We start from the raw sequence: 24,266 nt of genomic DNA, 5'->3' as shown, positions 1-24,266 counted from the left end.
TATTGACCCACTTCAGCGAGACTTTACTTTGTCGTTATTTACTACTTGGAGGACTCAATGAAAAAACTGGCATCCGCTCTGCTTCTTGCCACCACAATCGCCGTCGCTGGTGTAGCAGCACCCGCATCGGCAGCAACACTCAGCGTGGGAGCGTCGGTAGTAAATCCGCTGTCGACGATTTTTCCCATCATTTTCCCGTAGGTAACAAAATGGCCGGGTTAGCGTCGAAAGACGTTTACCCGGCCATAGTCTTTCCAGGGCCCAACGGCACCCCTCCTGTGGCAAGATGGTTGGCATGTCTACAGCCATTGCCTCGTACATTGACCACACGCTCCTCAAACCCGAGGCGAGCCGTGAGGACATCCTTAAAGTCTGCGCCGAAGCAGCCGAATACGGTTTCAAGTCCGTCTGCGTCAACCCGCTGTGGGTCGGCACCGTACGCAACGCGCTCAAGGGCAGCGGCGTCCTGACCTGCTCGGTCATCGGCTTCCCGCTGGGCGCCACCACCACCGAAGTGAAGGTGTTCGAAGCCCGGGGCGCACTGCAGGACGGCGCTGACGAGATTGACATGGTCATCGACATCGCCGCCGCCCGCCGCGGAGACCGGGACGCCCTGGTCCGCGACATTGCCGCCGTGGCCGACGTGGTTCACACCGGCAACGGCATCCTGAAGGTCATCATTGAAACGGCGCTGCTCACCGACGAGCAGAAGGTCCTGGCCTGCGAGGCAGCAGTGGAAGCCGGAGCGGATTTCGTGAAAACGTCCACCGGATTCAACGGCGGCGGAGCCACCGTGGAGGACGTTGCCCTCATGCGCAAGACCGTAGGACCGGACCTCGGGGTCAAGGCTTCGGGAGGTGTCCGTTCGCGCGAAGATGCGCAGGCAATGATCGACGCCGGTGCCACGCGTATCGGAGCGAGCTCCGGTATCGCTATTGTTAAGGGTGGGAACGCCGCGTCGGACTACTGATCCGCCGGCTACTGAAATCTTTTTGAAACGGAGAACACCATGGCAGGAACACGGTCCAAGCAGCCCACGCACTCGGGTGAAGGGCACCTTGTCAGCAACCTCGTCACCTTTATCATCTTCCTGGCGATCTTTGCCGTTGGCCTTTACTCGCTGAGCTGGCTGAGCCTGGACAACGTCTGGCCGATGGTGATCTGCCTGGCTCTGGGTACGCTGGCGTACTTCGTGCCGTTCGTGACGGGCCGTTCGGATACGGCCAAGGAACTGGCCGAAGGCCGGGTTGCCGGCAAGTAGCAGCAACCTCTTCAAAAAACGTTTGCACGCAGCCGGTCCGGCTGCGTGCAAACGTCTTTAACGGGCAGTACACCAGCCCCGGGCCATCATTAGGCCCCGTTCCAAGTGATTAACGCGTACTTCCGGCAGGCATCCACGTACTCACTACGCTAAGAAACCGGTAAGCCGGTCTCCTATATTCGATTCCATGAGCACCACTATGACGCGCCGGGAATGGCGCCAGGACCGTGCCCGTCAGCAGCGCACCATGCGCATCGGCTACGGGATTGTCATTGCCACCGCAGTAATGTGCGTGGCCGTTTTCATTGTGGCGCTTACCCAGCCGGTCTAACCGGGCGGTGGCCGGGACGCCCCGTCCGACGCCCCGGCCACCGGTTCACTCCTTGAAAACCGCGTCCACCACCTGCTGCGCCCAGGCTAGGATTTCGGCATCCACCAGGTCCCGTCCGCCAATCCGGGCGGTCTTGGGCTTGGGCACCAGCACCGCATTCAGGGCCGGCTTCACCGAGGCCCCGGGGTACATCCGCTGCAGCCTCATCACGCGGGACTCGGGCAGGTCCGCCGGAGCAAACTTGATGAAGTTGCCCTGCAGCGCCACATCGGTCAGCCCGGCCTCGCGGGCGCCCACCCGGAAGCGGGCCACGTCGATGAGGTTCTGCACGGCCTGCGGCGGCTCGCCGTAGCGGTCCACCAGCTCGGCCAGCACCTCGTCGATCGCCTCGTACGTCACCGCTGAGGCCAGCTTGCGGTAAGCCTCCAGCCGCAGCCGCTCCCCCGGCACATACTCGTGCGGCAGGTGCGCGTTCACCGGCAGCTCGATCTTCATTTCCGCGGCCTTCTCCTCGGCCTCGCCGCGGTAATCGGCCACGGCCTCGCCCACCAGCCGGATGTACAGGTCAAAGCCCACCCCGGCGATGTGGCCGGACTGTTCCCCGCCGAGCAGGTTGCCGGCGCCGCGGATTTCCAGGTCCTTCATGGCCAGCTGCATGCCGGCGCCGAGCTCGTTGTGCGTGGCCACGGCCTTGAGCCGCTCCAGCGCCACCTCGCCCAGCGGCTTCTCCGAGGGATACAGGAAGTACGCGTACGCGCGTTCCCGGCCGCGGCCCACACGCCCGCGCAGCTGGTGCAGCTGGGACAGGCCAAAGTGGTCCGCACGGTCCACAATCAGCGTGTTCGCATTGGAGATGTCCAGGCCTGTTTCAATGATCGTGGTGCACACCAGCACGTCAAAACGCTTCTCCCAGAAGTCCACGATGATCTGCTCGAGCTTGGATTCGCTCATCTGTCCGTGCGCGACGGCGATGCGCGCCTCCGGGACCAGCTCCTGCAGGTGCGCGGCGGTCCGGTCGATGGAGGACACCCGGTTGTGCACAAAGAACACCTGGCCTTCGCGCATCAGCTCGCGGCGGATGGCCGCTGAGGCCTGCCGGTCCGTGTACGGGCCCACATAGGTCAGCACCGGATGCCGTTCCTCCGGCGGGGTGGCCAGGGTGGAAGTTTCCCGGATGCCGGTCAGCGACATTTCCAGGGTGCGCGGAATCGGCGTCGCACTCATCGCCAGGACGTCCACGTTGGTGCGCATCTTCTTCAGCGCTTCCTTATGCTCCACGCCGAAACGCTGCTCCTCGTCCACGATCACCAGCCCGAGGTCCTTGAACTGGACCTCCTGGGACAGCAGCCGGTGCGTGCCGATCACCACGTCCACCGAGCCGTTCTTCACGCCCTCGATGGTTTCCTTGGCCTGCTTGGCCGTCTGGAACCGGGACAGGGATTCCACCCGCACGGGGAAGCCGGAGAAGCGTTCACCGAAGGTTTCCATGTGCTGCTGGGCCAGCAGCGTGGTCGGCACCAGCACCGCCACCTGCTTGCCGTCCTGCACGGCCTTGAACGCGGCGCGCACCGCAATCTCGGTTTTGCCGTAGCCGACGTCGCCGGAGACCAGGCGGTCCATCGGGACTTCCTTCTCCATGTCCGCCTTGACCTCGTTGATGGTGGTCAGCTGGTCCGGGGTTTCCACGTACGGGAACGCCTCTTCCAGCTCGCGCTGCCACGGGGTGTCCTTGGCGAACGCGTGTCCCTTGGACGCCATCCGGGCGGAGTAGAGCCGGATCAGTTCCCCGGCGATCTCCTTGACCGCCTTGCGCGCCCGGGACTTGGTCTTGGCCCAGTCCGAACCGCCCATCTTGGACAGCACCGGGGTTTCCCCGCCCACGTAGCGGGTGATCTGGTCCAGCTGGTCCGTGGGCACAAACAGCCGGTCGCCGGGGCCGCCGCGCTTCGCCGGCGCGTATTCGAGCACCAGGTACTCGCGCACGGTCTTGTTCTGCCCGGCGCCGGTGGCCCGCTGGATCAGCTCCACAAACTTGCCCACACCGTGCTGCTCGTGCACCACAAAGTCGCCCTCGTGCAGCTGCAGGGGGTCGACGGCGTTGCGCCGCTTGGAGGGCATCTTGCGCATGTCGCGGGTGGAGTAGGCGCTGGCCCGGCCCAGCAGATCAGCCTCGGTCAGCAGCCCGGTCTTCAGCCCGTCAAAGACGTAGCCGCGCCCGGCGCTGGCGGTGGTGATGGAGATGATGCCCGGCACCGGTTCGGTGTCCAGGGATTCGGTCAGGGAGGCCGGAATGTCATTGTCACGGAACAGTTCGGCCAGACGCGAGGCGGGGCCGGGGCCTTCGGTGACGACGACAACGCGCCAGGCGTCCCGCACGCGGGAGCCGATGAATTCCATCATCTCCGCCACGTCGCCCTGGTAGCCGCGGGGTTCGCGGGCGTTGATGGTGAGGGTGTCGATGTCCAGGACGGTTTCATCGTCCGGGTTGAAGGAGGTGATGGACCACCAGCCCACCGAGTTGGCCAGGGCGGCGGAGCGGGTGTCGGCCAGGGAGCGGAAGCTCGCGGCCTCCAGATCCGCGCTGATGCCGGCGGACAGATCCAAAGGTGCGGCGCCGCCGTCGGACGCTGTGGCCCACGCGGCGGCGAGGAATTCCTCATTGGTGGCAGCCAGGTCATGGGCGCGGGCGCGGACCTTCTCGGGCTCGATCACCACGGACAGCGACCCGGCGGGCAGCTGGCCCATCAGCGGCACCATTTCATCGACCAGCACCGGGGCCAGGGATTCCATGCCCTCGACGGCGATGCCGCCGGCGATCTTCTCCAGCATGTCCGCGGCGGCGGGCATCTGGGACTGCAGCTTCGCGGCGCGGCGCATCACCGACGGGGTGATCAGGATTTCGCGGCAGGGCGGGGCGTACAGCTCGGTGGGGTGGGTAATGTGCGGGCCGGTGAGGGTGCGCTGGTCGGCGACGGCGAACCAGCGCATCGAGTCCACCTCGTCGCCGAAGAAATCGATGCGGATCGGATGGTCCTCGGTGGGCGGGAAGACATCCAGGATGCCGCCGCGGACGGCAAACTCGCCGCGGTGCGAGACCATGTCCACCCGGGCGTAGGCGGCTTCGGAGAGCGCCTTGACGACGTCGTTGAAGGGTCGCTCCTCCCCCACCTTCAGCGCCACCGGCTGCAGGTCGCCGAGCCCGCCGACCAGCGGCTGGACGACGGCGCGCACCGGTGCCACGATCACCTGAATGGGATGGCCCTCGGGATGGGCAAGCCGGCGCAGCACTGACAGCCGCCGGCCCACGGTGTCCGAGCGCGGCGACAGGCGTTCATGCGGCAGGGTCTCCCAGGACGGAAACTCCTCGATGCCGGCCAGCGGCAGGTAGGAGCGCAGCGCTGCGGCCAGGTCCTCGGCTTCGCGGCCGGTGGCCGTCACGGCGAGCACCACCGGAGGCGCGGAAGCAGCGTTGGCGGTTCCGGCGTCGTTGGCTGCTTCGGCAAGCCCGTCCACCATTTCCGCCAGCAGCGCCGCACGCATGCCCTGCGGCGCGCCGATCTGCAGGTCATCGCTGCGGCGCTCGGGGGTGCGCGAGGCGAGGGTTCGCACCCGTGCGTAGGACGGGTCTTCGGCCAGGGCGGCGCGCAGTCCGTTCAGGCTCATGGGGAGGGGCTCCTTGACGTGAGGCAACGCAAATAACCCGAAGTTCGCTGAGGAACCCCGGGGCTTTTCTTCCAGCCTACCCGCATGGAAGGGCCGGGGCGGGCCCGTCCGCTTCCGGCGGATAGGCGGGGCGGCCGCTGTGAAAACACACAACCGCCGCCCGTCACATGACGGGCGGCGGTTGTGTGCGGATGTGCGGGTCAGCGCCTGATTACTTCAGCGCCTCATCACCCCGGAACTGCAGGTCAACCTCCGCCGGTGCCAGCCGCTTCGACCGGACGTCGCCGCCGCCGCGCAGGTCCGCGTCCGTCCGGGCGAAGGTCAGCACGGCATGGGCCACGGCGTCGGACATCTGGTCCAGTCCGCGGCGGTTGATGTTGCCGAGGTCATCGCATTTCTGGTGGTAGCAGGGGTCGTACGCTTCCCCCGCCGTGCCGCCAAACACGGCCGCTTCCTCCTCGGTCTTGACGCCTTCGGCACCGCTGAACAGCCCGCCGGCCGGAATATCGTTGAGGATGAACGCCGAGTAGTCGGAGCGTCCGCTGAACTCAGTGGGAGCCGAGGCCAGCTTCTGCCCGGCAAAGTACTCCTCGAAGATCCTCTCGATCTCGTCGGATCCCGTCGGCCGCGGAGCGTCACTCTCCGGGAACGCAGAGCCGTCGCCGTCGTACACAAAACGGACCAGGTTCGGCGACCCCAGCATGTCGAAGTTCAGGTTCGCGAGGGTGCCGTCCAGCCCGTCCTGATCCAGCTGCTCGACGTAGTGGTTGGAGCCCTGCAGACCGTCCTCTTCTCCGCCCCAGAAGGCAAAGCGGACCCGGTTCTGCAGCGGGTGCTTTTTGGTGGTCTCGGCGAGCTGGATGGCGGTTTCCAGGATCGCCGCGCTGCCGCTGCCGTTGTCATTGATTCCCGGTCCCACCGGCACGGAGTCCAGATGGGCGCCGACGACGACGGTACGGTCCGCGTTTCCGCGGGGTGTGTCAGCCAGAATGTTAAACGAGTTGGTGGTCTGCACTCCGGCGTCAATGTTGAGCCGCAGTTCCACTCCGTCAGTGCCGGCCAGCGCTTCGCCAATGGCAAAGGTGGTGCCAACCACGGGGATGGTTGACGGCTCACCCAGGGTGCCGTTGACCAGCCCAAAGCGGTCATCGTTGGCCACCTCGTCCCCCTGGTTGAAGATGACGACGCCGGAGGCACCCGCCGCTGCCGCATTCGCCGCTTTGATCCCGAAGGAGCATTCGCCGCGCTGCATCAGCGCAATGCTGCCGGCGGCGAATCCGCTAAAGTCCTCAGCCTCGCAGCCGGAGGTGGTAACCCGGTCCCCGGAAAGGTTGATGTCCACAGCACTGACGGGTGCCGTGACGTCCCCCGCGCCGGAGTAGGTCATGGTGGTGAAATCGGTTCCGGCTGTGTAGACCGTGGCCGTTGGTGCGGTCTGTTCCAGGGCTTCGCTGGTCACCGCAAACTGGTCGTAGGAGAAATCCTGGCGCACGGGCTTGTAGCCGGCCCGGCGCAGCTGGTCCTCGATGTACTGCCCGGACGCCTCGTAGCCTGGAGTGCCGGAAGCCCGGTTGCCGTCATTGGCATCGGCGGCGTCCTGCAGCCCCTCCAGATGGTCGAAGACGTTGTGGAGGGTGACGGCGGCACGCAGCTTGGCGCTCTCATCCTTCACGGGCTTGACTGGTTTCCCCGGCTTTCCCGGCTTTCCCGGCTTCCCCGGTTTGCCCGGATGGTGTCCCTTGCCGCCGCTGTCCGTGACGGCGGCGGTGCCGTCATCGGTGACGGTGGCGCGGGCTCCGCCGGATTCGGCGAACACCGGGCCTGCGGTTCCGGCGGTAAGTACAACAGCGGCTGCGAGCGCAGTTCCGCGGAGGATACGTGGTGTTTTCATGCTTCCCCTCATAGGTGCGAGTGATGTCAGATCCGGCGGCGCGATGGCACCGGCCGGACTTCGGGCGCCTCCCCCCGGGGTGCCGTGCGGCTGACGGTAGGACACCTGCAGCCCGGCGGGACAGTGAAGACCGCCAATTAGGTGAAGTTGCAGCGAAAAGCCCCGTGCCGCCGTCGTCTCTGTTTCGCCCCATCCGGCCACACGCTAGGTTGAAGGGTTTTACCCAAGCCGGAAACCCGGCCCGGAAGCCCTGAGCCGGGCAGCCGGGACCCCAATCCAGCCAGGTGTTCTGGATTTTCGTTCCGCCCACTGCCACGCTGGGATGGCACGGGCATACGCCAGATCCCTCCGCACGTAAGGATTGCCCCATGGCACGCAAAGCCCAGCTCCTTTTCGGCGCACTGCTCCTGTCCCTCTTAGCTCTGGCCGGCTGCAGCAATGCCGGCGAGGACTCGGAGTCGCCGGCCACCGCCACGGAAACCACGCTGAGTTCGGAATCGGCGTCGGCCGCCGCGTGCGACAGCCAGTCCCCCGGCAGCGAAGCCCAGGCCAGCTGCGAGGCGCAGGGCGTCCCGGGCGTCACCGAGAGCCCGGACCGCTGCGGAAGCACCACCCCCAGCCCCATTGCCAGCGGCATCATCCAGGGAACGTTCGGCTCCTACTGCGAGAACGCCATCGCCACCACCTACGACACGTCTGCGGTGCCGGACGGCGCGGACACCACCATCACCATCGATGAGACGGATGCGGCCACCACGCTGGAGATGATCGCCCGCGGCTTCGCGCCCAACACCGAGTTCAGTGCCACGCTGCATGAGAGGCTGTGCGGCGCGTCCCCCTCGGACGCCGGAGAGGAATACGACGACACCCGGAACGAGGACTCCGACGATCTGGACCTGGACTTCACCACCGATGAGAACGGCGGCTCCACCGCCAGCGTCACGGTGCCATGGGTCCTGCCCGACGACGGCCTCGGCCGCTCGCTGCTGATCACCCTCGACGACGACGAGACGCAGAGCCCGAGCGCGACCGACGATGACGACCGGGCCGTGGCCTGTGTGAGCCTGGAGCGGTAGCCGGAGCGACCGGCACGTTTCGGAGCTGAAGGCCCGCGCGGATTAGGATGATTCCGGGCCGGTTGTACTGTGCGAACGCGCACGGAGCGCCGGCAAACCGACATCCCTATCTGGAGGACCCATGGCTTTGAACGCCTCGACCACCCTGCCCTACGACGCCCGGACAGTCACCGACACGTTCACCAACGAGGACTTCCTGCGCAGCGTCAGCGAACACGTGGGCGGATCCCTGGTCTCCGCCACCGTGGAGGGCGACACCGCCGGAGCGTTTGTCCTGACCGCCGTGCGCACCCTGCCCACGGACCGGCTGCCGGACATCGCCAAGAAGTTTGTCGGCGCCACGCTGACCGTCACCCAGAAGGAGCACTGGGCGGCACCGGGGCCCGACGGTTCCCGCGAAGCCTCCGTGGACCTCTCCGTGGGCGGCGTGCCGCTGAAGGTCAATGCCGTCCAGCGCCTGGTCCCGGTGGCCGAGGGCACCCGGGTGGACGTGGACGGCAAGGTCAGTTCCTCCATCCCGTTCCTGGGCGACAAGATCGCCAAGCAGGCTGAGCCGATGATCGGCAAGGCACTGACCATCCAGGCCGGCCAGGCCGGCAAATGGATCGAAAGCCGCTAGGGCCGGGCAACCGTGGATAACAGCATTACCCTGCCCACCGCGCTGGCGGTCATCCTCATCATTGCCGGACTGTGGTCCCTGATTGTCTGGCCGCCGTACCTGATCGAGGCGTACAAGAGTCCCAAGGCCCGCGACGAAAAGGGTGCGCCCACCCGGTACCTGACGGTGAACCTGATGAAGGTCACCACCTCCATGGTCTTCGGCCTGGTCACCATCATCGTGGGCTTCCGCGCCCTCATGGGCTGACAGCGGTGGGTTAACACCCCCGGTTGGTGCCAGAATGCGGATACCCCGTCTTTTCTGACGGAGGATTCTCTGCTGAGGAGTTCCATGGCACCGGATTCACAGAACCACCCCGCCGGCCGCCCTGTGCCGCCCGCCCGTCCGGGCGGCACGGTGCTGGCCCGCTCCAGCTATCCGGAGTTCCTGCGCATCGCGGCGGTCCTGCGCAAGGAAACCGTGGGCGGCGTGCTGCTGCTGATCGCCACGGTGGCCGCACTGATCTGGGCCAACTCCCCGGCGTCGGACTCCTACTTTGCGCTCCGCGACTTCGAGTTCGGCTACGAACCGTGGCACCTGAAACTGAGCGTGGGCGCCTGGGCCGCGGACGGCCTGCTGGCCGTGTTCTTCTTCCTGGTGGGGCTGGAACTCAAGTACGAATTCGTGGCCGGAGACCTGCGCCAGATCAGCAAGGCCATTGTGCCCGTGGCAGCCGCGGCAGGCGGCGTCATCGTTCCCGCCCTGATCTACGCCGGAATCAACTTTGCCACCGACTCCGGCGGGATGCGCGGCTGGGCGATTCCCACCGCCACCGACATTGCGTTTGCGCTGGCCGTGCTGGCCGTGATCAGCTCGCACCTGCCCTCGGCGCTGCGGATCTTCCTGCTCACCCTGGCCGTGGTGGATGACCTGATTGCCATCACCATCATTGCGTTCTTCTACTCCGAAGACGTGCACCTGCTCTATCTGCTGATCATGCTCGCCCCGCTGGCGCTGTTCCTGTACCTGGCGCAGACCAAACGGCGGTTCTTCGGCACCCATCCGGTGGCCGCCTGGCTGGTCCTGCTGCCCATCGGAGTGGCCGTGTGGGCGCTGATGCACGCGTCCGGCGTACACGCCACCGTGGCCGGCGTGCTGCTGGGCTTCTGCATTCCGGTGCTGCGCCGCGGCCCGGACGGCACACAGGTGCAGCCGCAGCCGGGCAAACCGGGCCTGGCAGAGATCTTCGAGCACCGCTTCCGTCCGGTTTCCACCGGTTTTGCGGTGCCCGTGTTTGCGTTCTTCTCCGCGGGCGTGGCGATCGGCGGGTTCAGCGGCCTGGGCTCGGCACTGACCGACCCGGTGGCGCTGGGCATCCTGGCCGGTCTGGTGCTGGGCAAACCTCTGGGCATCCTGCTCACCACGTGGGTGGTCACCGCCGCCACCCGTGCCCGACTGGATTCCAGCGTCCGCTGGATTGACCTCACCGGGATCGGCATCCTGGCCGGCATCGGCTTCACCGTGTCCCTGCTGGTCAATGACCTGAGCTTCGATCCGGGGACTGAGCACAATGACCATGCGAAGGTCGCCATCCTGGCGGCATCCGTCACCGCCGCGGTGCTGGCGTCCATCCTGCTGCGCCTCCGCAACCGGCACTACCGGAAGGTGGAGGAAGAAGAGACTGCAGATGCGGACAAGGACGGGATTCCTGATGTTTACGACGACGACGGCGGTGGGCGTTAACGTCCGCGGCACCTATTTGCAGGGGTAGTTACCCTTCAAAAGAATGGTGTAGTACCTCATCGAGGGACTCACTTCGGCGAAGGTATCGGAGCGCTGAACTATTTGCGTGTCTGTGATCGGGACCGTTGCCGTGTTGGGATTGGCAACAATCGCTGTCTCCACCTTCACCGTCAGTTTGGCGGGATTCAAGCTACTCCTCGTACCGAGGGCATCGTCAAGCCCGGGGAGAGTGTAAGGAACTACCTCTGGTGATCCAGTTTGCGGAACTGCATAAGCAGCAGTTTTCTTAGGATCAATCTGGAAGGTGACGATGTACCGGGCATCAGGATCGAGCCCGGCTACGGGCGTCCAGACAACCCGGTTGCGGAATTCTTCCTTGCATACAACTTCCGTTGGCGGGGGGAGCGCATAACCTAGTACCCCCGCAATCGACCCCGGCTTTGACTGGCTCCAATAGGCGTACGCGACGGTGCTGCCGACGCCAAGGACCACGGTCAAGACGAACGCCACCGCGGCCGCACGGAAACCAGGCAACGCGCGAAACCGGACAAACCATCCCGCCCGCTTGGCGTCTTCGAGCTCGCTTCCGTGGCCCTGCGCAGCCCCCAGCTGCTTCTTACTCATTTGCTGACCTATTCCGTAACCGTAGAACCACTGCGGCGGTGAAAAGAACCGACATTGCTATCAGGAGCGTACCCGAGAGCGATCGGATGATCGGTTCCACCGTGCTCTGGAAGCCTGCCTGGATGATGTTGGCCCCGGGCTGTTGTTCTGTTGGAACGGCAGATTGTGGCGAACGCCTGTCCGCGGTGCGTTCCGGCAGGGTCGCAGAATAAATGGGGTTGGACTCTGATAAAGGACGATCCCCCGGTATTCCGGACAAGGTCACGAATTGCGGCGAAGAATTAGCCACTGCCGTCGGGCCTGGTCTGCCGGGAGCTGGTGCCGATCCGGCAGGAGGCTGGCCCGACCCTGCCAGGGCGGCACAGGCTTGGCGAGGTGCAACGTCTTGGGATTCCAGGAGAAAGACCAAGTCGAAGTCCGCCGAGCGGTTCATCGCGTTGTTGGGTGCATCCATGGACAGGTCCAAGACAAAGCTCAATTCAAGTTCCTCCCCCGGGTCCAGGTCCCCAACCTCAGCAACATTGGTGCAGGTGCCCTCTGCACCTAAGAGCATCCGTGCCGACAGAGCGGGTTTTTGTCCTGCCGTCAGGCCTAGCTGTTTGTTGAGCTGGGGATCTGACCGGATCATGACGGCGGCGGTGGACAACCAGGCCGACTCACGACTGTTGTTGCGGATCCAAATAGTGGCCTCGGTTGAGTCACCGGGAACATATTGGAGTGATTCCTTGAAGATGGGGCCCGTTATGGACGGGGCATACTTTGTCCCGTCGAGGCTGAATTCCAGATAGTCGTTGGCCGCAAGGGCGCTGGGCACTCCTGCAAGGGAAAGCGCTGCAACTACAGCACCGACGGCGGAGGCACCGACTAAACGCCGACCCCATCCCGGCTTGGATGCTATGAATCGGTTCATTAGACGGTGGCGTGCTTACGGGTTTCGACGCGGTGCCGGCGGTTGCCCTGTCCGGCGCGGGGTTCGCTGTGGTCGCAGCCGTCACATTCGGTCAGGACGGGATCGTTGAACCCATCCTGGTCCGCCTCGCCATCAGCCGGGCCAAGGTCCGGTAAAACAAATGGATCGTCGTCGGCTGTACGGTTGTCGTCGCCGGCCTCGCCGTCGTTGCGCTTCTTGGCCAACGCGCCGCGAACCAGGGCGATAACCCCGTAACCCATCAGGGCAACGGCACCCCACTGGGCCATGGCTCCACGGTCGGAGTTGCCCAAGCCGTTGGCGATGAATCCGACGAACGGCACCGCGTAGAAGAGCTTTCCCTTGACTTGGACTTCACGGACCGGAAGTTCATCCTCAACGGAGTTGTTGTCGCCCTTGGTGGTGAAGACGGTTTCACCAGTTTGGTCTGCACCAACGGACGTGATGCGGTGGGTGATGACGGCGGGTGAGCCGGACTCGATCTGGTAAGTGATGATGTCGCCCACGGTGAGTTCTTCAAAGGGGACGGGCTTCACCACGAGGAAGGTGCCCGGCGCATACTTCGGGGCCATGGAGCTGGTGAGGACGCTGTAGGTCTGGGAACCGGTGACCATGGGAACAACCACCAAGGCCAGGGCTGCCAGAGCGACAAGGCAGAGAGCAAGGTAGCTGACACCGGTGCCGATAAGGCTTAGGGGGCTGGCTGGGGCTTCTGCTTTCCTGCGACCGCTCATGATGTTCCTATCCTCTGGGCTTACTTGGTTCCGGGCGCGACCTGCGCCACTGTGAGGGAAATTGGTATGTTGACTTTCTGGCCAAGCTGCGTTCGGTCTGCCTCCGTCGGCAACTGCACTTCGATGCACAGAACTTGCTGGTCACCTTGGCTGATGGTCCCGAACCCGTCGTACTGGCAGATGCCTTTATCCTCGAAGCCATGCTTTAGGATCAGTTGCCCCAGATCTCCTGGCAGAAAGTTCAGAATCGGCTGGACCTTCATACCGGAGGTTGCGTTGGACAGGTTGGAGACGGTTATCTTCCGCGTGACGGGAGACCCCGGCTTCAGATATCCGAAGTCCTGGAGGAGCGGCTTCCCCATGGTCGACATGTTCTCGCCGTTCACCACGATGTTGAAATCCGCAGACTGCACGGTGCCGGCGTTGGACGGCACTGCTGCGTTCCACAGTGCATAGCTTCCCTGGACCGTCATCAATCCGAGCACCACGGCGGCGAGAATCAGACCGGTCGCTTTCAGCGCTCGAAGACTCTTCACGGAATGCATCTCCAGGGGGAACAGGCTGTGCGCGGAGCGTGCGCACCGCGCACAGCCAGGGATTAGAACAAGATGGTGCTTGGGACTACGGTGCCTTGACCGTGGGGGCGTTCTGGACCAGCGAGTAGCCGACGGCGCCCAGGTTGTACTTCGCGTTGGTGTCGTCGCGGCCGGTGGTGGTGCCCAGGAACTCGAAGGTGACGGTGGCGTCGATGCCGGACACGCTTGTCTTGAGCGGGTTGGCAACGGCCTTGCTGTCCTTCGTGAGGACTACGTCGCTAACCGCAATGTTAGCGGTCTCGAAGGCTTCCAGGCCGGTGCCGTTGGTGCCCTTGCCGCCGGTAACGGCGAGGTTGGCGGAGAGGTTAGTACCGGTCAGAGTCACATTGACCTTCTGGGTGAAGGTCAGCTTCTCACCCGGGACCATCTTGTAGGTTGCGATCGCAGTCGGCTGGATCCCGCCAACGATGTTACTGGTCCAGGTTCCCGCTACGGCTTCCAGGTTCAGGTCACCGGAAGCGATGGTTCCCGCCGAGCTGTTCTGCTCCGCGTTCCAGACTGCCAGGGTTCCGCCGCCGCCGAGGAGGAGTGCTGCGCCTACGCCGATTGCCAGTGCGCCTTTAGCCATCTTGTTCATTGTGTTCCCCTTGTTTGTTTTGCTTGAGACTGCTTCGGCCCAGGAAGGTTTTCCTTGCCGCTGGGTATTACTTTGCCGCCCCGTCCTCAAGAAACAGCGCGTCCTTCCCGCAGGGTTGATGCAACGTTTGGCCAAAGCTCAAGGCCCGCACAAGGTAACCTCAACAACAGCGCAATGAACCGTGGATTTGTCCGCAAACGCCCGTTGTAGCGCTCCCAAGCATCCGCAAGATCCGCAACAGCAACCCCAAAGACGCGCAATTCGAAGCCCGAGGACATGAGCATTAACACCCCGTTCCGCATCCTGACCGTCTGCACCGGCAACATCTGCCGCTCCCCCATGGCCGAGCGCCTGCTCCAGGCCGGCTTCGACGCCATGGCCCCCGGCGAGTTCACCGTCACCAGCGCCGGCACCGGCGCCCTGGTGGGCTCGGGCATCGAACCGCACGTGGCCGGATTTGTGAACGTCTTCGGCGGGGACTCCACCAACTTCATTTCCCGCCAGCTCAGCGCCGACATCCTCGCCGGCCAGGACTTGGTGCTCGCCCTGAGCCGGGCGCACCGCAGCAAAATCGTGGAACTCGCCCCCGGGCTGCTGCGCCGCACGTTTACCCTGCGCGAGCTGGCACGGCTCCTGCCGCACATTGACGGAGAGGCCGACGTCGGCGCCTCCGAACGCTGGACCGCCGCCCTGGGCCGTGCGCTGCGTCTGCGCACCGCCAACCCGGGCGGGCCGGAGGAGGACGACGTCGTTGACCCGTACCGCCGCAGCGAGGAGACCTACCAGCAGATGGTGCACGAACTCACCCCCGCCGTGAACGCCCTGCTGGCCTGGGAACGCCGGTACCGGTGACGGACACCGGACCTGCCCGGCAGCCGCCGCCCCCGCCCGGGCCTCCGGCACCCCAGACACCGCCAATGCCCGTGGCACCGAAACCCGCGTCCCGGCGCGTCCGGCAGCGGCGGACGCTGGCCGTGCTTTTCCTCCTCTATATAGGGGTGCTAGCGCTGGTGGTGTTTTGGCCCTCCCCCGTGGATGAGGGTTCCGCCGGCACGCTCAAGATGATCCTGCGCAAACTGCACGGCGCCGGCGTGCCCGGCTGGATCAACTACGGCTTTGTGGAAACCATCGCAAACGTGGTGATGTTCATTCCCTTCGGCGTGATCGGCGCCGCCTGGCTGGACAGGGACCGCACCTGGCTGGCCGCCGCCGTCGGCATTGCCGCCTCCTGCACCATCGAGGCAGCGCAGGCCCTATTGCTGCCCAACCGTTACGCGACGATTTATGACGTCACCGCCAACTCACTGGGCGCGGCCCTGGGCTGCATTGCCGTATACGCCTGGCGCTCCCGCACCCGTCCGCCGCTACCCTAAATGCGGCCATAAAGGAACGGCACCCGGCGCCGGCGGTTGCCCCGCCCGGGAATCTTTCCCCGATCTTGCGCCTTCGCGGGGGACGTTCCTGAGCTAAGGCTGGCATTGTCATATAGATCAAGCAGCCTCATGAATCACCCAGACCCCCCGCACACCACAGCGGCCCCCAGAGCGGAGGAACACCCATGGCTCCGAAAGCATCGGATTCATCCTCCCCCTGGCCGCCGGCAGGAGTCTGTTCATGATGACCACCGCCGAGCATGCCCCGGATCTGCTGCACCGCGAGCAGCTGCTGGATCTCGCCGACCAGCTCGGCCCGGCGTCCTGCCGCGAGTTTGTCGGCAACTACGTGGCCATGTGGGAAGGCCGCTTCGACCGGCTGCGTACGGCCGTCATCGCCGCGGACGACGCCGCCGCCATGGACGTGGTGCTGAGCATCAAAATCGCCAGCGAAATGGCCGGCGCCCAGCGTCTGGCAGCTCTGGCCCGCTGCGCCCAGGAGCGCCTGAAGCAGGTCGGGGCGGCGGACCTGGCTTCCATGCTGGGCGTCATCGCCGTCTGCGGCCAGGAAACCATGCCCTGCCTGCTCGCGTCTCTGGACTAAGCCTCACGCAGCGGGCGAAACCCCACGTCGGAGCCGGGTACGCTGGAAGCCAAGCAGTTCGCTTACCAGGGGGAGAGTTCATCACCATGTCACGGCTCTCCGCACGCATGCTCTCCGCCTTGAGCGCCAACCGCGATTTCCACGAGATGACGCTGTCCCAGCGGGTTCGGATCAGCCACGCCCCGCTGGTCATCACCGTCGTCCTGCTCTGCATCATCTTCGCCACACTGCTGCCGGACATCCTGACCCGGCCGCTGTTCCAGACCGGGCTGGCGGTGCTCGCGGCAACCACGGTGCTCACCGCCGTCGTTCCCTGGGACCGGCTCTGGTATCCCTTCTACTGGATCCTGCCGATCCTGGACTTTATCGCCATCGGCTACCTGTACGCCGGCAGCCTTGGTTTGGCCATTGGCATCTACCTGCTGGCCATTTTTCCCGTTTTTTGGCTGTCCTGGTCCCGCGTTTCGACCTTCGGCGCCCGCATCCTGAGTTTCCTCGGCCCGCTGGCCATCGTCTGGAATCCGGTGTTCGCCTCCGCGGAGCCCATCACCGGGCAGCGGCTCGCCGCACCCATCCTCGGTCCGCTGGTCACCCTGGCCGTGGCGGTTACCGTCACCGTGATGCGCAAGGATATGGCGGCCCAGCAGGCTGCACTGCAGGCCAAGGACCAGCAGCTGGAAAACGCCCTGAACCTTAGCACCGAGCGCTCCGAGCTGCTGGACGTTGTGCTGAACGCTATCGACGTCGGCGTACTGGTGGTCAATGCCAACGGCACCGCCGTGCACAAGAACAACTCCATGGAAGCCCTGGACGGCCGGATCCGGCCTGACGGCATGAAGCACACCCAGGAACCGGACCTGCTGTTTTTCGGACTCGACCGCACCACCGCCCTGCCCGCCGACCAGCGGCCCGTGGCCCGCGCCATTAGGGGCGAATCCTTCGAGGACGTGCTTTTGTACGCCGGTCCGCCGGAGGACCAGCTGGCCCTGTCCTGTTCCGCGCGCGTCCTGCGCAACGAGCAGGGATTCAACGGCGCCGTCATCGCCTTCCACAACATCACCCCGCTGGTTGACGCGCTGCGGGCCAAGGATGATTTCGTCTCCAGCGTCTCCCATGAGCTGCGCACTCCCCTGACCTCCATCATGGGCTACCTGGACCTGGCCCAGGAGGAGGCCGAGGACACCGGGCTGACCGGAGCCATTCCGCACGCCGTCTCCGTGGCCCAGCGCAACAGCGAGCGGCTGCTGCGCCTGGTCTCGGACCTGCTCGCCACTGCGTCGGGCAGCGTGTCGGTGGATCCACGGCCGGTGCCCGTGGCCGAGCTGATCTCCACCTGCCTGCGCGCGGCCGCCCCGCGGGCCGCCGCCGCCGGAGTGGAGCTGGCCGCCAGCTGCGCACCCGCTTTGGCGGTGCAGGCGGACCCGGTGCGGCTGGCCCAGGTGCTGGACAACCTGCTCTCCAACGCCATCAAATACTCGCCCGACGGCGGCACCGTAACGGTAAGTGCCTGGGCCGACGATGCCTGCACCTGCCTGGAGGTCCGGGACACCGGCATGGGCATGAGCGAGAAGGACCAGAAGGACCTGTTCACCAAGTTCTTCCGCACCGGCGCCGTGCGCCAGGCGGGCATTCCCGGCGCCGGGCTCGGCCTGGCCATCTCCAAGAACATTGTGGAGGCCCACGGCGGCACCATCACCCTGGTCAGCCGCCCCGGCGTGGGATCCGCGTTTACGGTGTCTCTGCCCCATGCGTCGTCGCTGGCGGACCCCGCCGACCCCGCCGGCGGAACGGAAGCCTCCCCCGCGGATGTCGAAATTGCGGGAACTGCTTCGTCCCTGGAGTGAACGCAGCCACAATGGCTGTGTCGCAGGAAACTGTGTGGCAAAAATCCAGGGAGAACCGTCATGGCCAAGTACCTTTTGCTCAAGCACTACCGCGGCGCTCCGGCAGCCCTCAATGATGCGCCGATGGACCAGTGGACGCCGGAGGAAATCTCCGCCCATATGCAGTACATGCAGGACTTCGCGGACCGACTGACGGAAACCGGCGAGTACGTGGACGGGCAGGCGGTGTCCCACGAGGGAACCTTTGTGCGGTACGACGGCGAGGGCCGTCCGCCCGTCACTGACGGTCCGTTCGCGGAGACCAAGGATCTGATCGCCGGGTGGATGGTGCTCGACGTCGACAGCTACGACCACGCGCTCGAGCTCGCCGGGGAACTCTCCGCGGCTCCGGGCCGCGCCGGCAAGCCGATCTATGAGTGGATCGAGGTCCGGCCCTTCCTCACTCCGCCGCTGACCGTCACGGAGTAAGCGGAATAACGGAGTGAGGCGCTCATGGTCGACGAGGTGCTGCTGCGCACGCTGACCCGCAGGTGATCGCCGCCGTCGTCCGCCGCGGCCGACTTCGCGGCGGCCGAGGACGCGGTGCAGGAAGCCCTCATCGAGGCCCTGCGGACGTGGCCTAGGCAGCCGCCGCGGATTCCGAAGGCGTGGCTGGTCACCGTGGCCTGGCGTAGGTTCCTCGACGCCGTGCGTGCCGAGGACTCGCGCCGGCAGCGGGAGCTGCGGGTGCACACCGAACCCGCCGGCGGGCCCGCGGGGATCACTGATGACACCCTGCAGCTCTACTTCCTCTGCGCCTATCCCTCGCTCAGCCCGTCCTCGGCGGTGGCGCTAACGCTGCGGGCCGTGGGAGGGCTGACCACCCGGCAGATTGCTGTAGCGTATCTGGTGGGCGAGGCCACCATGGCGCAGCGGATCAGCCGGGCCAAGCGTCTGCTCGCCGGGCACCGCTTTGAAGCTCCCGGAGACGTGGCAACCGTGCTGCGGGTGCTGTATCTGGTCTTCAACGAGGGGTACTCCGGCGACGTGGATCTGGCCGCCGAGTTGATCCGGCTCACCCGCCAGCTGACCGCCGGTGGCGACCATCCCGAAGTGCAGGGGCTGCTGGCCCTGCTGCTCCACCATGCCCGGCGCGCCGCCCGCACCGGGATCAACGGGCAGCTGATTCCGCTGGCCGAACATGACCGCAGCCAATGGGACACCCGGCTGACCGCCGAGGGGTGGACATCCTGCAGCGGGCGCTGGCCAGGGACCGGCTCGGTGAGTTCCAGACGCAGGCGGCCATTGCCGCGCTGCACGCCGACGCCCCGGCGGCCGGCGAGACGAGTGGTACGACGAGCTGGTGCGCCTCACCGGCAGTCCGGTGGCCGGTCTGAACCGGGCGGTCGCGGTGGCCTACCTGACCGAGCGCGACGGCGATCCAGCGGCTGCGGCGCGGCTGTACGTCGAGGCGGCCCGTACCGCCACCAATGTGCAGGAGCGGGACCATCTGACACTGCAGGCGGCTCGGCTGAATGCTGCGCTGCGCGGCTGAAGGGGCAGGTGGTGCAGGTGGGTGCTGCACGGTTTGGCCTCAAGCGGTGCGGGCTTGCCACCCCTGCTCCTGAAGGGCTGCCGGGTTCCCGCCACGGGGTGCCGTGCCCGGGCAGCACCCAGACGGCGTCGACGCCGGCGAGCCCGCCCAGCGATTCCGAGCCAGGTCCGCGCGGCGGAACGGTGCCGACTGCCGGCCGGAGCGCCCGGTCAGCACGTGCCGCGTAGTGAGGGCATCACCCACAAAGACGGCATTGCCCGCCGGCACGTGCACAGCGATGCTGCCCGGTGAGTGTCCCGGCCGATGATCCGCGGGGCGCCCGGCAGCGGCAGCACGTCGCCGTCATTTACCGCGGTGACTTCGCCAAAGTAGCTGGTGCGCCAGCCGCGCTCGCCCAGTGAGTACAACAAGAAGCCGGCAACTGGTCGCCGCCGGGCCTGGCCCATGCTCACTTTGGGTTTGTCGCCACCGCGGGCGCGTTCCGCATTCGCGGTACACAAAGACCGGCGCGCCGTGTTCGCGCCGCAGCCGCTCCGCGAAGCCAATGTGGTCGCTGTCCCCGTGGATGAGGACAACCCGCGCACATCAGCGGTGCTGCGACCCATCACCTCGAGTTCGGCCAGGAGTTCCTTCCAGTGGCCGGGCAGCCCGGCGTCGATCACGGTGACGCAGCCCCCCGGTGTCCACGAGATAGGCGGCCACGATGTCATTGCCGATGCGGTGCAGGTGCGGCCGAGTTTCATGACGGGAGCCTTCTCAGTGAGACGGCGGGGATTTTGCGTGGTCTCGTCTAATCGGCGCCTGGTGCCGGCGGCAAGGTTTGCGGCCCGGAGCATGTCGATGGAGCGCTAGCTGTAATCCTCACGGGCGTTGTAACGGAGTGACGGCCTGACGGTTCAACTACTCCACCTGCATCATCCCGCGACCTTCTGCCCCAAACCAGATACCCGTGCTCAACGAACGGCGGATCGCGCCCGCATTTCTCCCGCATTCAGCACACAGGGATGTTGGCCCCCCAGCCGAAACCCCGCCGCTATGAGACAAGAACCCCGATCCTTGGTGCAGCCACCGACGAACGACAACACAGGCGGCCGGCGGCAGCATGGAGGGCTTTGCGCACGGGGCAGCAGCCCAAAGTGTTTTCACTGTACCGAGGCCGGTCGCTGCGGTCGAGCGCAGTGTCCACGCGTTCCTCAGCTTTCCCGTTGGTCCGCGGCTGGCAGGGAAGGGTGAATGTGGGTTTGATTCCGACCCAGGGTATGGATGAAGGCCCGGGAGCGGTAGACCGAAACTATGCTTTGCGATGTACGTGCTAGGTTTTAGGGCCCGCCTATTGCAGATGCACGTGATCATATCGTTTATGAGGACAGTATTTGGTCCAAAGCCTCCGCAAATTGAGCATGCATAGTCCGCGAGTACGTCTCAGTCAAATGGTTGCCGTCGCGGTATATCTGAACCCCACCGATGACAGCAGGACACATATCTCCGGGACATACGACATGCGTTAAGTCCAAAAGGTGGGCTCCGTCGACGCCATTCACTGCTTCAACTTCCGGTGTCGACTCAGCCAGAATGTCTTGCCTAGGCATTGCACATTTGGTTAGTGACGTTTCGTTCTCAGCTACACAGTCTGGAACTAGAACACCGGGCCGCGGCATGTCTCGAACAGAGACAACTGGAATTCCCGCATCGAGGAACGGTGACCATGCGTCCCGCATGCCTTGAGCCAAAGCAGCGTTACTAGCATCCCTGCCCTCAACGCCTGCAACCTGATAGTCACGGCTGGAACCAACAACGAGCGCTGTCGGGTTCCCGGCAAGAATGGACTCAGACACGGCCTTTCCCCAAGAATGGCAATTGTCATAGGGATGCCCATCGCCTAGTACGACCACCGCCGCCAGTGGACAAGAACCCTTTGTATACACATCCAACCGCCACCCTTTCTCCAGAGCTGCAGCTGCCATTCCCGGCACGTACATTGCGGCATGTGAATCGCCTACCACTGCCAGGACCGTGGTTGATTCAGGGTCGCCGAACATGCACCTGACTACGTCATCGCTCTTGCTCGACTGGAGGCATGTCTGCGGCACGTCTGTAGGGGCAGCAAGGGCGCTGGGTGTTATCGAATCAAAACTATCCTGAGGATCTCCTAGATTCATGTCCTTCAACAGCACCTCAGCGCCCATTGGAGTTGCTGCAATGGCATTACTCTGCAGGGGGTTAGCAGGCACGAAAGCGATGTTTGATGCTGGCGGAACCGGAGGCACGCTAACTGCAAGAAGTGCTCCGACCGTCAGAGTTACCAAGGACAACATGCCTCCAGCTTTGAGAGCGGGGGCCGAACCTTGTGCGGACTTAGACCACTTCAAAAAGGGCCGTTCTACATACTGCAAGCTGATCCAGGCAGGGACAAAGGAAAAAATTACTACCAGAAGACCAGAAGTCGTACTCAGATCTCCGAGTAAAGCAGTCGCTAGAACAAGCAAAGGCCAATGCCATAGATACAGGGAGTAGGACACTGCGCCCATGTCTACCATTGGACGGCGGGATAGAAGTGCAGCCGGACCGATATTGCCTGCCATAGGTCCTGCCCAAATTACAAGTGCGGCCCCAATCGTCGGCAGCGCGGCGGTGAAACTCGGGAAAGGTACCGCATCTGTGTAAATCACAGCTGCTGCTCCAATTGCACCCAAACCAGTCCAGCCAATGATAGCCGCCGGCACCTTCGGAATAGATGACCCGAGCCCAGCGAAAATCGCTAGTCCTGCGCCTATTGCCAGTTCCCACATCCTCGTAGTGGTAGCGAAGTATGCCGGCCCCGGATTAGTCGCTGTCAGATAGACCGACCAAAGAAGCGACGAGACGCCTACGACTACCACAGCTATTCCGAACCCGACGACCCGCCTAGCACCAACGCGGATGGCCACCCATCCTGCCACAACAAGGATGAGCGGCCACACCAGGTAGAACTGCTCCTCGACGGCCAATGACCAGAAATGCTGAAATGGACTCGGCGCTTGATCCCGAGCCAAGTAATCGAGGGAGCTATCAGCGAAGACCCAGTTGATCATGTAGGTTCCGCTGGCAATAACATCCTTGCCAACTTGCAACCAGCGAGTGATCGGCATAATCAGGTAGCTCAGCACGGTCACAACGATGAGCGTGAGCGTTGCTGCTGGCAGAATTCTTGCTGCGCGTCGGCCCCAGAAACCAATCATCGACAGACGTCCTGTGCGGTTGATCTCACGCACGATGCCACTGCTGATCAGGAACCCAGAAATAACGAAGAACACATCGACGCCGACGTATCCTCCCGGTATCCATGTAAAACCTGCGTGATAGAGAAGGACGACTCCGACAGCTACTGCCCGGAGGCCTTGGATGTCAAGGCGCAGGTCCTTCCTCTCCTGTCGTTGAGACTTATTTGAACCCGACGCATGCACAGCGGCACTTAGTGACATATTTATTTCCCCATAGCATTGAACCTCAAGAGAGTATACGCCGTAGATAAGGCCCTGTTTGACCATATGGCTTGCTGGCCTTATAAAGCCTTCGGCTGGAGCGGATCGCTGGTCTAGCAATATCCAGCGTACCTTCCGGCTCCCCATAGGTTGCTCGCGAATTCGATCCCGTGCGCTGCAACGACCCCGTGCAGCTGGTTTGTCCGAATGGCTCTGAGGTCGGGTTAGATTCTAGGCGGCGCCTCCTGCTCAGCTAGCCTTATGAGCGACCAGTACCAACCCTCCACTTCCCAGACCACCGCGACCACAAGCGTCAAGCTACGCGTTGTTGCCCATCCTGCTGGGCAGTGAATCTCATTAGCGCGGCGGAGCCAGCCGGTAGCCAACGCCGCGGACCGTTTCCAGCCAGCGCGGGGACCTGGAATCGTCACCGAGCTTACGGCGGACGTTGCCCACGTGTACTTCGACGGTGCGTTCGTCGGCTTCGCTGATGAATCCGCCGGCGTCGTATTCATCGCCGCGCAGCCGGCGCACCAAATCGGTCTTGGTGCGGACCCGGCGTCCGCTTTCCAGTACGGCGTGCAACAGTTCAAATTCGGTGCGGGTCAGTTCGACCGGCGCACCGTCCACCTTCGTGATCCGGGTGCCGAAGTCCAGGCTCAGGCCGTTGTGGAGGAACTGGCCGTCCTCTTCGGCACCAGCTTCAACCGGAGCGGCAGGAGCCGCCGTGGTCGTTGACCGTGAGGAGGTGGCGGCAGCATCGGGCACGGCGGGCTGGGGAGCCGTTGTCGCGGTTTCCTCGCTCGCGCGGGGGCGGCGAAGCATCGCGGAGATCCGGGCGCGCAGTTCACGCGGGCGGAAGGGTTTGGTGATGTAGTCGTCGGCGCCGGCTTCCAGACCCATGAGGGTGTCGAGTTCCTCGGCGCGGGCGGTCAGCATTACGATATAGGCATCGGAGAACAGACGCAGCTGGCGGATCACTTCAAAGCCGTCAATGTCCGGCAGCCCGAGGTCCAGGGTAACCACGGTGGGATTGTGCGCGCGGACCGCTTCCACACCCTCCGCCCCGTTGGGACTGGTGAAAACCCTAAAGCCGGACTGCTGCAATACCGCATTCAATAGATCGCGGGTATCCCTGTCGTCCTCAATGATGACTGCAACACGCTGTGTTTCCATACGGCTGTAATTTTTCCGTCCTGCGAGACCTTCTGATAACCCGCTCCCCTAAGCAGTGATACTACAGCCTCCCCCTATAATCGCTGCTATAGCCGTAAGGATCCAGGGGTCCATTTTTCTCGAATTTTGAGCGCCGCGCCCTGGAACAGCTTGGCACCCAACACGATTTGTCCCCTGCTCACGATCATCCCGTACCTCAACTTGCACTCAACGACGCCGCGAAGCAGAATCCGGAAGGCCCGGACCAAGCCG

At 64.4% G+C, this 24,266-nt stretch carries 22 protein-coding genes; 13 read left to right on the top strand and 9 right to left on the bottom strand.

The genetic code is table 11. The features are described 5' to 3' along the window. The first annotated feature begins 295 nt into the window (after positions 1–295). The 3 genes from deoC to CXR00_RS18325 all read left to right on the top strand — a co-directional run bounded on the left by deoC (position 296) and on the right by CXR00_RS18325 (position 1,592). Positions 296–970 carry a deoxyribose-phosphate aldolase gene (gene deoC / locus CXR00_RS14650; RefSeq protein WP_258060500.1) on the top strand — a complete coding sequence of 225 codons (675 nt, stop codon included), beginning with the start codon at positions 296–298 and terminating at the stop codon, positions 968–970. A 39-nt stretch (positions 971–1,009) separates the two neighbouring features. Then, positions 1,010–1,261: a hypothetical protein gene (locus CXR00_RS14645; protein WP_104055267.1), complete on the top strand. Its 252-nt coding sequence runs from the start codon at positions 1,010–1,012 to the stop codon at positions 1,259–1,261. 187 nt (positions 1,262–1,448) lie between these two features. Continuing rightward, a complete protein-coding gene (locus CXR00_RS18325) occupies positions 1,449–1,592 on the top strand; it encodes a hypothetical protein (RefSeq protein ID WP_181032373.1) in 144 nt (47 codons plus the stop codon). Positions 1,593–1,637: 45 nt separating this feature from the next. Here CXR00_RS18325 and mfd read toward each other — a convergent pair whose 3' ends face one another. Further along, positions 1,638–5,255: a transcription-repair coupling factor gene (mfd, locus tag CXR00_RS14640; RefSeq protein WP_104055266.1), complete on the bottom strand. Its 3,618-nt coding sequence runs from the start codon at positions 5,253–5,255 to the stop codon at positions 1,638–1,640. A gap of 211 nt (positions 5,256–5,466) precedes the next feature. Continuing rightward, entirely contained in the window at positions 5,467–7,146 is a 1,680-nt protein-coding gene (locus CXR00_RS14635; RefSeq protein WP_104055265.1) for a M20/M25/M40 family metallo-hydrolase, read from the bottom strand. Between the two features lie 368 nt (positions 7,147–7,514). On the opposite strand from CXR00_RS14635, the gene CXR00_RS14630 reads away from it, so the two are divergent. From CXR00_RS14630 to nhaA, 4 genes are all read left to right on the top strand, one after another. Next, complete coding sequence (locus CXR00_RS14630; RefSeq protein ID WP_104055264.1) at positions 7,515–8,222, top strand: hypothetical protein; 708 nt, start codon at positions 7,515–7,517, stop codon at positions 8,220–8,222. A 121-nt stretch (positions 8,223–8,343) separates the two neighbouring features. Continuing rightward, positions 8,344–8,841 carry a DUF2505 domain-containing protein gene (locus CXR00_RS14625; protein ID WP_104055263.1) on the top strand — a complete coding sequence of 166 codons (498 nt, stop codon included), beginning with the start codon at positions 8,344–8,346 and terminating at the stop codon, positions 8,839–8,841. A 12-nt stretch (positions 8,842–8,853) separates the two neighbouring features. Further along, positions 8,854–9,087, top strand: a complete 234-nt coding sequence (locus tag CXR00_RS14620; protein WP_307859344.1) for an SCO4848 family membrane protein — start codon at positions 8,854–8,856, stop codon at positions 9,085–9,087. An 84-nt stretch (positions 9,088–9,171) separates the two neighbouring features. Continuing rightward, positions 9,172–10,563 carry a Na+/H+ antiporter NhaA gene (gene nhaA, locus CXR00_RS14615; RefSeq protein ID WP_104055262.1) on the top strand — a complete coding sequence of 464 codons (1,392 nt, stop codon included), beginning with the start codon at positions 9,172–9,174 and terminating at the stop codon, positions 10,561–10,563. A 12-nt stretch (positions 10,564–10,575) separates the two neighbouring features. Here nhaA and CXR00_RS14610 read toward each other — a convergent pair whose 3' ends face one another. From CXR00_RS14610 to CXR00_RS14595, 4 genes are all read right to left on the bottom strand, one after another. Then, a complete protein-coding gene (locus CXR00_RS14610) occupies positions 10,576–11,187 on the bottom strand; it encodes a hypothetical protein (protein WP_104055261.1) in 612 nt (203 codons plus the stop codon). 909 nt (positions 11,188–12,096) lie between these two features. Beyond that, positions 12,097–12,849: a signal peptidase I gene (locus tag CXR00_RS14605; protein WP_104055260.1), complete on the bottom strand. Its 753-nt coding sequence runs from the start codon at positions 12,847–12,849 to the stop codon at positions 12,097–12,099. 20 nt (positions 12,850–12,869) lie between these two features. After that, complete coding sequence (locus tag CXR00_RS14600; protein WP_104055259.1) at positions 12,870–13,385, bottom strand: hypothetical protein; 516 nt, start codon at positions 13,383–13,385, stop codon at positions 12,870–12,872. Between the two features lie 85 nt (positions 13,386–13,470). Further along, complete coding sequence (locus CXR00_RS14595; protein WP_258060499.1) at positions 13,471–14,013, bottom strand: alternate-type signal peptide domain-containing protein; 543 nt, start codon at positions 14,011–14,013, stop codon at positions 13,471–13,473. 285 nt (positions 14,014–14,298) lie between these two features. Here CXR00_RS14595 and CXR00_RS14590 point away from each other — a divergent pair, with 285 nt between their 5' ends. The 6 genes from CXR00_RS14590 (at position 14,299) to CXR00_RS14570 (ending at position 19,604) form a co-directional block, all read left to right on the top strand. Next, positions 14,299–14,874: a low molecular weight phosphatase family protein gene (locus CXR00_RS14590; protein WP_104055257.1), complete on the top strand. Its 576-nt coding sequence runs from the start codon at positions 14,299–14,301 to the stop codon at positions 14,872–14,874. Positions 14,875–14,939: 65 nt separating this feature from the next. Beyond that, the gene (locus CXR00_RS14585) at positions 14,940–15,395 is read left to right on the top strand and encodes a VanZ family protein (protein WP_104055256.1); all 456 of its coding nucleotides are present in this window, start codon (positions 14,940–14,942) and stop codon (positions 15,393–15,395) included. A 241-nt stretch (positions 15,396–15,636) separates the two neighbouring features. After that, entirely contained in the window at positions 15,637–15,999 is a 363-nt protein-coding gene (locus CXR00_RS18320) for a hypothetical protein (RefSeq protein WP_181032369.1), read from the top strand. Positions 16,000–16,085: 86 nt separating this feature from the next. Further along, entirely contained in the window at positions 16,086–17,843 is a 1,758-nt protein-coding gene (locus CXR00_RS14580) for a cell wall metabolism sensor histidine kinase WalK (RefSeq protein ID WP_181032578.1), read from the top strand. Positions 17,844–17,903: 60 nt separating this feature from the next. Next, positions 17,904–18,311: a YciI family protein gene (locus CXR00_RS14575; RefSeq protein ID WP_104055254.1), complete on the top strand. Its 408-nt coding sequence runs from the start codon at positions 17,904–17,906 to the stop codon at positions 18,309–18,311. A gap of 114 nt (positions 18,312–18,425) precedes the next feature. Continuing rightward, positions 18,426–19,604: a DUF6596 domain-containing protein gene (locus CXR00_RS14570; protein ID WP_258060497.1), complete on the top strand. Its 1,179-nt coding sequence runs from the start codon at positions 18,426–18,428 to the stop codon at positions 19,602–19,604. On the opposite strand, the gene CXR00_RS14565 is transcribed toward CXR00_RS14570, so the two are convergent. The 3 genes from CXR00_RS14565 to CXR00_RS14555 all read right to left on the bottom strand — a co-directional run bounded on the left by CXR00_RS14565 (position 19,587) and on the right by CXR00_RS14555 (position 24,014). Continuing rightward, on the bottom strand, positions 19,587–20,120 hold the full coding sequence (locus CXR00_RS14565; protein WP_219816026.1) for a hypothetical protein: 534 nt from the start codon (positions 20,118–20,120) through the stop codon (positions 19,587–19,589). The two genes, CXR00_RS14570 and CXR00_RS14565, sit on opposite strands and share 18 nt — an antisense overlap. 615 nt (positions 20,121–20,735) lie before the next feature. Beyond that, entirely contained in the window at positions 20,736–22,904 is a 2,169-nt protein-coding gene (locus CXR00_RS14560; protein ID WP_181032577.1) for an acyltransferase family protein, read from the bottom strand. Between the two features lie 291 nt (positions 22,905–23,195). Beyond that, positions 23,196–24,014 carry a response regulator transcription factor gene (locus CXR00_RS14555; RefSeq protein WP_104055252.1) on the bottom strand — a complete coding sequence of 273 codons (819 nt, stop codon included), beginning with the start codon at positions 24,012–24,014 and terminating at the stop codon, positions 23,196–23,198. Between the last annotated feature and the right edge of the window lie 252 nt (positions 24,015–24,266).

The sequence above is a fragment of the Arthrobacter sp. 9E16 genome (assembly GCF_002929435.1).
Taxonomy (GTDB): Bacteria; Actinomycetota; Actinomycetes; order Actinomycetales; family Micrococcaceae; genus Arthrobacter_B; species Arthrobacter_B sunyaminii.
The sequence above is the reverse complement of the archived record's forward strand: the minus strand, read 5'-3'. Positions and strand labels throughout refer to the sequence as shown.